We start from the raw sequence: 12669 nt of genomic DNA on the forward strand, positions 1-12669 counted from the left end.
AATGATTTTTATAAATTTTTCCTCTGGAACCTATTTATTTTTCTGTTATATTCCGCCAACTGTCGTAATGATAATTATTATCATTACTGTTGGTTAGGGAAGGAGTATCAAATCATGGCGGCTATCAGTTCAGCAAGCGCAGCTCGTATCGGTAACATGTACCAAGAGCACCACAGTTGGTTATCTGTGTTTATTAAACGTCGTTTGGGGTGTCCTGAAGCAACTGCCGATTTAGTTCAAGACACTTATTTAAGACTCCTTACCCGAGGCAAATTACCTGAAGCGAAAGATTCGAGAAGATACCTTACTCATATCGCAAAAGGTTTGGTCATTGATCTTTACCGACGTCGTCGAATCGAAGCCGCTTACCTAGAACTCATCGAACAAGAACCTGTAGAAGTCGCTGGCTCTCCTGAAGACCAAGCTGTCGTTGTGCAAGCTCTGGTCGAAATTGATGCCCTTCTGCATCGTTTACCTCTTAAAGCTCGCCAAGCACTTTTGATGCGCCAATTGGAAGGCAAGAGCTATAAAGAAATCGCACTCGCACTCGACGTGTCAGTGTCTTCTGTCGAGAAATACGTAGCGAAAGCACTGCAGGGCTGCATGATGACCATGCTGAGTGAGAACGAATAACATGGAGCAAGTTTCTCGTGAATCCATCGAGCAAGCCTCTCTGTGGATGGCGCGCTTGTGGGCCGATGACGTAACACAACAAGACAGAGATGCCTTTGATAGCTGGAGAAGCGCCCACCCTGATAACGCTTATGCGTGGCAGCAGTTAGAAGAGCTGCAAAGAAAGTTTACTGGTATTCCAAACTCCCCGATCAGCCGCAAAGTGCTTGCTCCAAAACAGCGTGGTTTGAACCGCCGACAAGTCTTGATGCTTGGTGGCCTTTCTCTTGGCACGTTAAGTTTGATGATGTCTACTCATACCTCTCTTCCCAATGGTGCGGAGTACACTACAGCGACGGGTGAGGTGAAAGACATATTGCTTTCTGATGGCACTCAAATGGCAATGAACACCGCCACCCGCGTATTTGTCGACTTTAACCAGCAAGAACGACGTTTACACCTGCTTGAAGGTGAGATTATGGTCACCAGTTCTCACCATCTCACCCCTTTCCATGTCACTACTCCGCAAGGTCGAGTCGTACCAATAGGCACCCGTTTCACCGTACAAAAACGAGACGACGATACGCTAGTTTCCGTTTATGAGGGCGAAGTAGCACTCTACCCTTTACTTGGTATGGGAGCACAGCACTTGCTTGCTGGTGAAAACGCCCACTTTACGCAACGTGAAACCTCGAACATACAAAAGAATCTCAGTGACGACGCCCTATGGTTAGAACAAAAAATCATGGCACAAGGGATGCCACTCACAGAGTTTATTACGGAGCTAAGTCGATACCGTCGCGGTATTCTCTCAGTCGATCCACAGTTGTCCTCTTTGAAGCTCACCGGGGTATTCTCGACAAAAAACGTCGACAAAACGCTTTTTAACATCAGCCAAATATTACCAATCGAAATCCGCTATCGGACACCAATGTGGGTCAGTGTGAAAGCAAAACCATAAAAAAAATTACGGATTTAGACATCTCATTCGGTGTAAAGAGCAGTTAGTAGACCGATTAAGGAAAGCAAGGTGCCGCTCCCTCAACGACGCCAGATATTGGCGATAATGATTCAAGCCAATCTAGGATTAGCCTCTCTCATCACTCCTTTTGCCGCATGGGCAGAACAGTCAGTACAGTACGATATTCCACCAGGTAATCTTGACCATGTATTAAACCAGTTTGCGGTAGAGTCTGGTGTTGAGTTTTATCTCAATGCTTCACTTTCAGAAAACCTGCAAAGTCCTGGATTAACAGGTAACTATGACCCCGAACAAGCATTGACATTGCTGCTGGCAAACACGGGATTGAATGCCGAGAAGCAGGCTGATGGTGTTTATCAACTTTCTCCTTCCTCTGAAATGACACTCGACGCAATTCAGGTAAGAACGAGTTTTGAAGATGCTTATTATCGCGATAGTGATGGTGAGATGGCGATCTATGACGCCGATGTTGCCAGTGCCTACATGGGCAAAGAAGAAATAGAACGCTTCAAAGGCGCAAGCGCCGCCGATCTGTTTACCGGAATGGCAAATACCTTTAGTGGTGAGGCTCGTAATGGCGGTGGAAGCATTGATCCTAATGTTCGTGGTGTACAAGGTTTTGGACGAGTCCCTGTCGTCATAGATGGCACAGAACAAGGCATTTCCGTTTATAACGGTTACCGAGGCGCTTCAAACCGAAACTACATTGATCCAAACTTGATTGGTGGCCTGAAAGTTTACAAAGGCGCACAGATCAGTTCGGACGTGAATACCTCTGTAGGGGGCGCAGTACAAGTCACGACATTGGAGCCACAAGACATTGTGCCTGAGGGTGATAATTTCGGTATGGAGTTCGTGGCGGAAAGCAGCAGCAACTCAGTAAAGCCCAACAAAGCTCGCTTGCATACAGGTAAACGGTGGCAAGATGTCCCAGTATACAATGAGTTAGGCGGCGTACCATTATATGACGACCCTGAAGTACGCTTTCAAACTAGAGATGATAAAGATGACAATCCGCTAAACGGTGAGGATACAGCTTATCGACTAGCTATTGCGGGCGTAAAACCAAAAATTGAATGGCTTGGCGCGTATGCATATCGTAATCGTGGTAACTACTACTCAGGCACAAATAAAACGGGTTTCTACTCCAAATCAAGAGATGGTAGCGGTAGCGAGATCGTTGCGGGCAGAAACCCATATTTGAACCCGGAACACATTGCATTGAGCCATATCCCTGGGCACGAAGTACCAAATACATCCTCTGAGATGGAATCGTTCCTATTAAAAACAACCATTAATTTTAGCGATTACTATAAGTTACAGCTGAACGCGCGCTACACAGAGAGTACTCACGGGGAAATCCTCGCGAGTCGTTCAGATTATCGAAACAGTGACGGTCTGCCTCAATGGCCGCTAGCGAATGCCAAGATGCAAGCTTACAGCATCAAGTTTCGAGCAAACCCAGAAAGCCGCTACATTGACCTCAGTACTAACCTATGGACAACGTTAACGGATTCCAGAAGCAATACTGGCTATGGCTTTCCCAATTTTGTGAACTTTCGTAGCGAGACACCAGATATCATCATCAACACCTCGACTGTCAATCGTGATGAAAACCGTTTTGGCTTTGATTTTAAGAACAAAATGCTATTGCTCGATAACTTGGATGTCACGGTTTCCGGCAGCTACATGAAGCATGAATTGACCCCAAAAGAAGGTTTGGAATACCTCATTGATTTCTACGGTGGTCCTGTGCGCTCGGGAGAAAGAGAAGAATATAACGGAGCCGCGGTCATCGAATGGCGTCCACTAGATGCCTTTATTATCAACGCAGGCGTGCGCTATATCAGTTATGAAGCCACCGATTTTTACATCGAGAATCGCATCAAAACGGGCAATAGCGACGATGTTGGTCTTAAAGAATACAAGAAAGATGGTTATCGTCTCGCATTTCAAACCATTGAAACTTACGCCCCAGAAGAAATCGCACAAAACGTCGCGAATGCTGAGCATGAAGTTCGTGCAACGTTCACAAAAAAGAACATAAACCGGGAAATCAATCGCTTGCAACATTTGATCACCACCGATCCCACCCAAGCGGATACTTACCGTGAAGAGTTAAAACTGCGTCAAAATGAGATCAACAACTTTGATTCACTGTTAACTGCAAAGGTAGAAGAGAAAACAACGGAAGCCAAAAACAAAACCAGTTTCGTTGAGGATCACCTAGTTGAATGGCGAACCAACAGTAAAAACGAACTGGATCTTGCTAACAACCCTTGTTTGATTGCCCAAAAGAAAGACAACTTTGTTGAAGGCAGCTGTAAAACCAAAGGACAAATTGATGGCAAGGACAACCGTAACCTCAGCTACAAGAACAGCGGCAGTGGTTGGATGCCATCTCTTACCACAACATGGCTAATCAACGAAAACAGCCGTGCGTATGCTCGATATGCAGAGACACTGCGATTCCCAAGCTTATTTGAGAGTACCAGTGGATTTTCTGGTAACCCATCAGCATCAGTACCCCTTGAACCAGAGCGAGCGAAACTCTTCGAGGTCGCGTACATTCACTACTTTGAGAACGCAAGTGCAAAGCTCACTTACTTTGATCAAACGATTGATGATGTAATGGATCGCGATCGATCCAGTTTTTCATTTGCCAATCTGGATAGCCAACGCACCAGTGGTATTGAAATCAACGGTATGTTCGATAACCAACTGTACTTTGCCGATGCATCATTGGCTTATAACTTCCGCAATGAGGTGTGTGACAAAAACTCTGCAGCTCAAGGCTTCGTCCCAGCTCTTGTCGATAAAACCACACCATCAACAGAAACGTGTGTTCGCGGTGGCTTCACAGCAGCAAGCTATCTGGCAGCACAAGCGGCACCAGAGTATTCGGGTAGCTTATTAGTCGGAGCAAGGTTCTTTAATCAAGCATTAGAAAGCGGGTTACGCACCAACTATGTTTCTGGCAGCCACGAAGATGAACAAATTAAACGAACCGATGTAACAACATTTGATGCTTACATTAAATATGCATTTAACGAACACCTATCTGCAGAGCTTATCGGAAGCAACATCACCGATGTTTATTATCTTGAAGCTGGATCGGTATCTGGGATGCCTGCACCAGGAAGAACGATAGGACTCAAGTTAAACGGACGCTTCTAAACCTTATGAACGCCCCTTAAAAAGAAAACGCCTCACCCGAGGCGTTTTCTTTTTTCATTTTATTTTTACGGATTTCCAATTGCTATTCGGTGTAGTGGATGAAACTTCATAAAGCCCAATATAGGCTTGGTGTCCCAAACACCACCAAGCCTATAGAACCGTATATTTAGGATGATTTAATGAAACCCAACATGAAATGGACGCTTCTTGCTATCACCATTCCTTCGCTTATCGCTTGTGGTGGTGGTTCAGACTCAAACACTGCAGATTCACATAAAGCGCCTGTATCCGTTGTCTCTGGTTACGAAACAGCAAAAGTCGGAAACAGAATTCGTGTAGATGGACTGGGTAGCTACGGTGTAGATGCCAGTATCGCAACGTACACTTGGTCTATCAGCAAAAAACCACAAGGCAGTAACGTCAAGTTAAATAACGTTAATGCAGTCTCTCCATACTTCACACCAGACGTGGCCGGAGACTACACCGTTCAGTTGGTAACCAACGATGGCAAAAAAGACAGTAGCGCACAATCGCTGACTATCACCGCAACAGAAGTAAATACCAACGTGGCGCCCGTTATTTATGCATCGGAAACCTACACGGCAGCGCTTGATCAAACCCTGAAATTAGACGCGAAAGCTTACGACGCTGATAATGATATGCTCAGCTACCAATGGGCTCTTAACTCAGCACCAAAAAACACCACGATGTCGTTGAGCAACGCAAGCACAAAACAAGCAACGCTAAAAGCAAACGTTGCAGGTGAATACAAACTAACTCTAACCGTCTCAGACGGTAAAGAAGAGACAACTAAAGAGATCACCATCAACTACTCTGCCGATAACGTAGCACCGGTTGCCATGGCAGGACGAGATACCACATTCGAATTGGGTGGAACCGCAACCTTAGACGCTAGCGCAAGCATTGATGGCAATGATTCAGGTATCACGTACCAGTGGGAATTTGTGTCCAAGCCTTCGGCAAGTACTGCAGAATTGTCGGATGCTACGTCAGCAAAACCAACATTCACCCCCGATGTCGAGGGTGATTATGCACTTGCTCTAACCGTAAGTGATGGTGCTCTAAGCAGTGAAAAAGATTTTGTTCGAGTAACGGCATCGAAAGCAGGAACAAGCGACCTCGTATTGCACTTCAACGGTGAGAAAAAACAATGGCCGTTCGCAGAGGAGGTTACTCTGAATGAAGAAATTAAAGGTGAAGCGCCCAAATACGTACTCCTAGGGTCATTAACTCTTGAAGCCGTTGGACACGATTATGAGGTTCAGCAGATCTTTGCAATGGACGCAGTCAGCCTCACTCACGACGTTAAATTAAGCGGCATTGAAGATGGTAGCGTGCTACCTGTCGGCGATGAAATAGTTGTTAAGCTTTGGTCGGCGCCAACGCAAGGAAATACTGTTACATTGTCTTACGGTTTTATGATCAAAGATCAAACAAACTTTTATGCAGGTCTTGGCTACCACTTCCAAACAAACTGATCGTCCTGCACAACAATGACACATAAAAAAGCGCGGTCTCTCCGCGCTTTTTTACGGATATTCAAATCTCATTCGGTGTATCAGATAAAGCCTTTCTTTTACCGCGCCGCGTTATGGACCGCACTTCTAATCAATTAGGATGAACTAAGATGAGTCTAAGCTCGAAATATACTCTCACACCATTGCTATTATTACTTCTTAATGGTTGTAATGGTGGCGGTGGGAATGATGCCTCTGAACCCCAAACGACTAACAATCACCCCCCTATTGCGATAGCTGGGATCAATCAACATGTAAAGCTGAGTGAAAAAGTGGTGCATCTCGATGGCACGGGTAGCGTCGACTACGATCAAGACTCAATAGCCTTCTCTTGGAAAATGGTATCGAAACCCTTCAAGAGTAAAGCGGAGCTCATTAATCCAGAATCCAGAACTCCGCGCTTTGAGCCAGACTTATTGGGCACTTACCTTGTAGAATTGGTGGTGAACGATGGCAAAACAGACAGCCGCCCTAACCAAGTAAAGATAGAAGTCATCAGGGAAGACGAAAATACACCACCAACGATTAAATTTACCAAAGATAAGTACACCGGTAACCTAACTCAGCAAATTAACCTAAACACAAGACCTCAAGATATTGATGGCGATAAATTGTCGTTTACATGGGAAGTGTTGTCCCACCCACAAGGCAGCAATTACTCTATAGCGAAATCGACTGTGTATGATTTCAACTCAATCAAGGCTGATACGGAGGGCAATTATGTGGTTAAAGTGACTGCATTCGATGGCTTTTCTGAAGCTTCCGCTACGACCACCGCTTCTTTTTTTTATAAAAATGTCCCTCCACATGCGGAGGTAGATGGTTCAATGTTTTGGGTTCTTGATAACATGAGTGTCCCATTGAATGGCACACCCAGTGGTGATGCCAACGGCGATGTACTCACTTATGAATGGCACTTCACTAAAAAACCAAACGGCTCATCCGCCGTCATCGATGATCCTTATGCTGTGCTAACTTCATTTTCGCCAGATATCTCCGGGGATTACGTCGTCAGTTTAACCGTAAATGATGGCGAGTTTTCAGATAGCCATTCTGTGGGAGTTAGAGTAAGAGCGATTTCTGAATCTCAACCGCACACCAAACTCACACGCGGCTCAGATCCCACTCCTTTGCGACTGCCTCACAAGCAAAATGACGTCATCGATAAAACATCCGATACGGGTCCTATTCCTAACTATTACACTCTCGATAGCTATACTTTTGAAGCAGTAGGAAAGCCAGTCACCATTACTCTCGGAAAGTATACGCTTAGTAGTAGCAGCGACGATGTAACACCAAGGATATTAGTTGGCTCTCAAAGCTACTTTAGTAAAGACCTTCAAGATAACGATGTCATTATTGTTATCCCCGCTGGTGACAGCTTAACCTTCCAACTACAAAGTCCACCGACCAACGGCAAAGTGGCAAAAGCCTCAATGGGCTTCAGCTGGAGTCTTAACGGTCCTAATGACTTTAGTATGGTTGAAAGAATTTCTACAACGATTGAATTTACCAGCCGTTAAAACACAAGCAGCTATCAAAAACGCCCACAGTTGTGGGCGTTTTGTTTTCTATTCGCCAACAATTTAAAAAATCACAAACTTATTTACGGGTTTTGTCTCCTATTTCGGTGTACTAAATGAGACCGCGTTAGTCATCTGTCGCGCGCACCGGATGCACTGGCATGGTCTCTTTCTTTAACTATTTCAATCAACAAAAGGAAGAGACAATGAAACCACTTCAACTTTCATGGATTGCAGCAGCAATGATTGGTCTAAGCCCACTTGTTCATGCAGGATTTGATGGCGCGATCAGTGATGATTCGCTTCGTCAAGTAGGAGAATCAGAAGTTTGGGTCCCATTTATTCACTCTAAAGGCAATGCAGGCATCGGTAAAACAGGTGGCAAACGAGTGGACTTTGAAGGTCTAGCTGGTGGTATTTTTGATGACGAGCGAAATGGTGTTCACACATCAGGCAGCAAACATTTTCAAGACAATTTTTACAGTTTTGTCCAAGTAGCGAATCAAGATGTGTGGTTTGGAGAATGGTACGAAGGTAAGAAAGATTCTGAGTTTAACAACCGTACCGTTTACTACGTCGGTAATGATGCAGGAACGACTGTACCAACCAGCGGCAAGGCGACCTACAACATTACTGGTATTAACAAGTTCTCTGGCGCAAACAAACTTTCAGGTACGTTTAACGCTGATTTCGGAGCCAAAACGCTAGACGGTTCAATCAACAATAGCAACCTAACTGTAAGTGTAGACGCAACGATTAATGCAGCAACCGCAGCATTTAATGGTACTGCTCAAGCTGTACAGAATGGCACAACCACGAATGGCGCTTCTCAAGGTCACTTCTTTGGTGCGAATGCAGCTGGCTTGGCTGGTATCGCCACCTTTACCAACAATAGCGATCTAGACACTGCTTTTGGCGGCGAGAAAAAATAACTCTCGATTCAATGAGTGATAACCAAGAAGCAGCCCGTGCTGCTTCTTTTTATATGGAATATTTATGGCGGTTAGAACCTCTTACACCATCGCTCTGACATCCCTGTTAGTGCCGTTGTTTTCTTTTCCCGTTGTAGCCAATGACCAAGATACGAATCTTCGCATTCAGCAAAGAGATGCGCTATCAGCACAAGAAAAAGAAAAGCGTCTCCTGCAAGAAGAAAAAGAACTCGAATTACAGAGGTCGAAACAAGCTCAGGAACAAAGCTCGTCAGATCAAAGCAACGACAACTTAGGGCAAGCGCTTTACCTAGCAGTTAAAGGAAAGCAATGGTCACAAGTAGAAGTACTATTGAACCAGTATCAATCTTCACCCTATGCAGATCCTTTACTTATCCATTATGCCCAAGGCGGTCTATCACGCTATTTAGGTCGTTTAAGTGATGCAGAGGCAGAGTACCGATCGCTTTTATCCTTATATCCGAATTTTCTTCCCGCTCAGTTAGAGCTTGCTCGCGTTTTGTTTGAGCGTAAGAAAAACCAAGACGCACACACCCTTTTCTCACAAATCAAATCCACTCTCCCTACTGATAACCCAAGGGCTGATGGTGTCAGACGTACTCTCGATGCTTTTATATCAGCACTAGAACACCGAGATGCATGGCAAGGTGCGATCAGTTTTGGTCCAACTTTCAATGACAATCTCAATAGCAGCTCAGAAACCTATACTTGCTTAGTCCGTCATGAGACAGGAAAGTGTTTATTTGATCGAGTAACACCGGAAAAACAGAGAGCAGCAGGGTTAACTTTTAACGCAAGTGCGAATAAACGCATTAGCTTCAAAGGTCATCATGGTATGAGTTTGCAAGCGCTGACGTATGGTTCTCGTTACAACAATCACAGTGAATACAACGAGCAAACAGCGAATGTTAGCTTTGGTTATAGCTTTCAAGACCAGCGTCATAGTATCTTGGTTGCGCCGTTGATCGAGTACAGCACATACGCGGATAAGAGTTTGTATTGGTCAACAGGTCTAAAGTTGAATGGATTCCATAGCTTAGACTCGAAAAGCGCATTGAGATGGGAACTAAAAGGCGAATACCAAGATTACCGTCCAACAAAGCTCGACTATCAATCAGATTGGCAATGGAATGCAAGCATCAACTATTGGCACCAGTTGCCACAACAATGGCTCGCATTCGGTGGCATAGACTGGACGCATAAACAAAATGATCAAGATGTACATGCTTACCAGCTCTATGGTGGTCGAATCGGAGTCGTGAAAAGCGTCGAAGGTTGGCTTGACGCTAACCTGTTTGCATCACTGCGAGAAAGGCAATACGAGGGATATAACGCCCTACTCGATGCAAAGAGAAGAGACACAGAGCAAAACTATACTGTCACATTTTCCTCTCCAAAGTTGGTTTTTTGGACGTTGACACCCATTCTAGAGTGGACTCATAAACGGGTAAACAGCAACGTTGATTGGCTGTACACCTATCAGCAAAATGAGGTGAGCGTAAAATTTGAAAAGCGTTTTTGACTCTAAAATCACGGCAAACATGCTTTACAGTGTAAATTGACCCAAATATTTAAATTTATTTTACGGATTTCGTTACTTCATTCGGTGTAGTGGATAGAGCAGGCGCGAAAAGGTTATTTGCGCCATCAGTCATTTTCACAACGAGCAATGGATAATGAATAAGCGTTTTTTTCTCCTAGTGTCGGCATCTTTTAGTCTGGCACTTCTTCCCCTTTCTTCTTCTGCAACTGAGTCAACTGGTACTTCTATAAATAACTCAGTCACTGAAACACAAATAGCACCACCTTCTAACCCGCTCATCACCCACGATTTATCCCCAATGGGTATGTACCACGCTGCTGATTGGGTGGTAAAGGGAGTGATGCTCTCACTGCTTGCCGCATCCATTTTGACTTGGGCAGTTTTTCTTTTTAAACAAGTACAACTGATGAAAGCAACACGACGCACACAAAAACTACTTACTGAGCTTGTTGATGCAGAGTCATTGGAAAATGCCAAACAGACCACTCAGCCTTTTAAAGGCGTAGAATCCTCACTAATTTCAGCAACGCAGCATGAATTGCAACTCTCTTCTCTAGGCTCTGCTTCAGAAAATGGCATTAAAGAACGCGTACAACTGCGCTTAGAAAGAGTGCAAGCTGAATTAGGGAGAAGCATGACTTCACTGACCGGCATCCTCGCAACCATCGGCTCCGTCGGTCCTTTCGTTGGATTGTTCGGCACAGTTTGGGGCATCATGAATGCTTTCATCGGAATCGCAAAATCTCAGAACACGACGCTAGTGGTGGTCGCTCCGGGGATCGCAGAAGCCCTCCTTGCCACGGCAATTGGTTTAGTGGCAGCAATTCCAGCAGTGGTCATCTATAACTACTTCACACGTAAAATTTCTGGCTACAAAGCGCAACTCGCCGATGTCTCCGTAGCATTGATGATCTTGGTTAGCCGAGATTTGGATCAAAAGCGAATGCAATCTCACCAAGAACACAACGACACAGTGCTAAAGAAGGTGGGTTAAGCCATGGGATTTAAGCCAGCCTCAGACAGCGATGATATGGTTGAGAATCATGAGATCAACGTGACACCTCTGGTTGACGTCATGTTGGTGCTCTTAATCATAGTGATGGTTGCCGCCCCATTAGCGACAGTCAACGTTGTAGTCGATTTGCCGACGTCATCTGCAGAGCCTCAGCCTCAACCTGATAAACCAGTTTATCTCACGATTCAAAAAGACCTAACCTTAGTTGTGGGAGAAAAGCACGAGACTTCGCTTGCCGATTTGAAGCAAGCCCTAATAAAAGCCGAGGTTGAACCAGACACTCGGATATTTCTTCGAGCTGACAAATCTCTGAGTTATCAAGATTTAATGAAAGTGATGAATGAAATGGTCGCTAGCGGCTACAACCAAATTGCATTAGTTGGTGTAGAGCAAGCGTCGGGAGCGCCACAATGAATGATCTAGCAGGACCATCTTTTCGTTATAGCTATAGGAAAAAACGTTTTGTTTTAACGGCTATACTACTGAGCGCCTCTCTTCACGCCTTAATAGCCATTGCTTACATGTGGACACCTGAGTATGACTTTTCCTCTCCGCCACAAGCGATACCGATTACAGTGAGTATCGTAGCACCAATGGCTGCCCCCAAAAACACGGTGAACGCGGTTGAAAGTACAGTGCAACAAGAAGAGTTAATTCAACAAGCCCGTCAAGAGCAATCCGTAAAACATAAGCCCGAACAAGAGCAGTCTCCAGCTTTAGTCAAATCCAAACAACCGAGCACGATTGCTGCAAACACTGAAAAGCCAATAAAAACAGAGAAACCAAAACCGAACAGATCAAAACCAGAACCAGAAAAGCAGTCAAAGAAAAAACAACCTGAAATCAATCAAGCCGCCAGTTCAAAACCTAGCTTGGAGACGAAACGTGAATCCAAACAAATCAGCGCACTAAGGCAGGGTCAGCAATCCGAAGCAGGACGAGCGGCAAAGGTAAGTTGGCAACAAGCTCTGCATGCACACCTAGAACGAGAAAAACGCTATCCAAGGCAAGCACGTCGACTTAAGAAGAAAGGGATGCCAGTGATTCGCTTTACCATGGACAGGGAGGGAAATGTTCTCGATGTGGAACTCGTAAAAAGCTCAGGAACAGCATCATTAGATAAAGAAGCGATTGAGCTTGTAGGACGAGCGCAACCGTTAGTAAAACCACCTTCAAGTGTCAAAGGCGCTCGCTTGACACTAACTCTTCCTATCAATTTTTCGTTCTAGCCAGCCTGAAAAACAAAGGAGAGAATTTACAGTGTAAACTCTCTCCTCTATCTAAATTCCTATCTATTCCACTTTACAGTGTAAATTACAAAACCGC

10 protein-coding genes are annotated in these 12669 nt (G+C 44.8%); all 10 read left to right on the plus strand.

Translation table 11 applies throughout. The annotated features are described in order from the left end of the window. Positions 1-114: 114 nt before the first annotated feature. The 10 genes from QMY49_RS19155 to QMY49_RS19200 all read left to right on the plus strand — a co-directional run bounded on the left by QMY49_RS19155 (position 115) and on the right by QMY49_RS19200 (position 12572). Positions 115-633, plus strand: a complete 519-nt coding sequence (locus QMY49_RS19155; RefSeq protein ID WP_005450041.1) for a sigma-70 family RNA polymerase sigma factor — start codon at positions 115-117, stop codon at positions 631-633. A gap of 1 nt (position 634) precedes the next feature. Beyond that, the gene (locus QMY49_RS19160) at positions 635-1573 is read left to right on the plus strand and encodes a FecR domain-containing protein (RefSeq protein WP_009703531.1); all 939 of its coding nucleotides are present in this window, start codon (positions 635-637) and stop codon (positions 1571-1573) included. Between the two features lie 69 nt (positions 1574-1642). Continuing rightward, positions 1643-4771, plus strand: a complete 3129-nt coding sequence (locus QMY49_RS19165; RefSeq protein ID WP_237359322.1) for a TonB-dependent receptor — start codon at positions 1643-1645, stop codon at positions 4769-4771. 179 nt (positions 4772-4950) lie between these two features. Continuing rightward, the gene (locus QMY49_RS19170) at positions 4951-6270 is read left to right on the plus strand and encodes a PKD domain-containing protein (RefSeq protein ID WP_061066087.1); all 1320 of its coding nucleotides are present in this window, start codon (positions 4951-4953) and stop codon (positions 6268-6270) included. Positions 6271-6419: 149 nt separating this feature from the next. Beyond that, positions 6420-7832: a PKD domain-containing protein gene (locus QMY49_RS19175; RefSeq protein ID WP_283316121.1), complete on the plus strand. Its 1413-nt coding sequence runs from the start codon at positions 6420-6422 to the stop codon at positions 7830-7832. 206 nt (positions 7833-8038) lie between these two features. Then, entirely contained in the window at positions 8039-8764 is a 726-nt protein-coding gene (locus tag QMY49_RS19180) for a Slam-dependent surface lipoprotein (protein WP_005450033.1), read from the plus strand. 64 nt (positions 8765-8828) lie between these two features. Beyond that, on the plus strand, positions 8829-10307 hold the full coding sequence (locus QMY49_RS19185) for a surface lipoprotein assembly modifier (RefSeq protein ID WP_188052737.1): 1479 nt from the start codon (positions 8829-8831) through the stop codon (positions 10305-10307). A gap of 154 nt (positions 10308-10461) precedes the next feature. Continuing rightward, the gene (gene exbB, locus QMY49_RS19190; protein WP_017818307.1) at positions 10462-11322 is read left to right on the plus strand and encodes a tonB-system energizer ExbB; all 861 of its coding nucleotides are present in this window, start codon (positions 10462-10464) and stop codon (positions 11320-11322) included. 3 nt (positions 11323-11325) lie between these two features. Then, positions 11326-11757, plus strand: a complete 432-nt coding sequence (gene exbD, locus QMY49_RS19195) for a TonB system transport protein ExbD (RefSeq protein ID WP_283316126.1) — start codon at positions 11326-11328, stop codon at positions 11755-11757. Beyond that, entirely contained in the window at positions 11754-12572 is an 819-nt protein-coding gene (locus QMY49_RS19200) for an energy transducer TonB (RefSeq protein WP_283316128.1), read from the plus strand. The genes exbD and QMY49_RS19200 overlap by 4 nt, the downstream gene beginning before the upstream one ends. Positions 12573-12669 lie beyond the last annotated feature (97 nt).

Source organism: Vibrio harveyi (assembly GCF_030060435.1).
Lineage (GTDB): Bacteria > Pseudomonadota > Gammaproteobacteria > Enterobacterales > Vibrionaceae > Vibrio > Vibrio harveyi.

Excerpts from the sequence above, each read along its gene's own strand:
- QMY49_RS19155 (WP_005450041.1), top strand. The coding sequence starts at position 115 with ATGGCGGCTATCAGTTCAGCAAGCGCAGCTCGTATCGGTAACATGTAC.
- QMY49_RS19160 (WP_009703531.1), top strand. The coding sequence starts at position 635 with ATGGAGCAAGTTTCTCGTGAATCCATCGAGCAAGCCTCTCTGTGGATG.
- QMY49_RS19170 (WP_061066087.1), top strand. The coding sequence starts at position 4,951 with ATGAAACCCAACATGAAATGGACGCTTCTTGCTATCACCATTCCTTCG.
- QMY49_RS19175 (WP_283316121.1), top strand. The coding sequence starts at position 6,420 with ATGAGTCTAAGCTCGAAATATACTCTCACACCATTGCTATTATTACTT.
- QMY49_RS19180 (WP_005450033.1), top strand. The coding sequence starts at position 8,039 with ATGAAACCACTTCAACTTTCATGGATTGCAGCAGCAATGATTGGTCTA.
- QMY49_RS19185 (WP_188052737.1), top strand. The coding sequence starts at position 8,829 with ATGGCGGTTAGAACCTCTTACACCATCGCTCTGACATCCCTGTTAGTG.
- exbB (WP_017818307.1), top strand. The coding sequence starts at position 10,462 with ATGAATAAGCGTTTTTTTCTCCTAGTGTCGGCATCTTTTAGTCTGGCA.
- exbD (WP_283316126.1), top strand. The coding sequence starts at position 11,326 with ATGGGATTTAAGCCAGCCTCAGACAGCGATGATATGGTTGAGAATCAT.
- QMY49_RS19200 (WP_283316128.1), top strand. The coding sequence starts at position 11,754 with ATGAATGATCTAGCAGGACCATCTTTTCGTTATAGCTATAGGAAAAAA.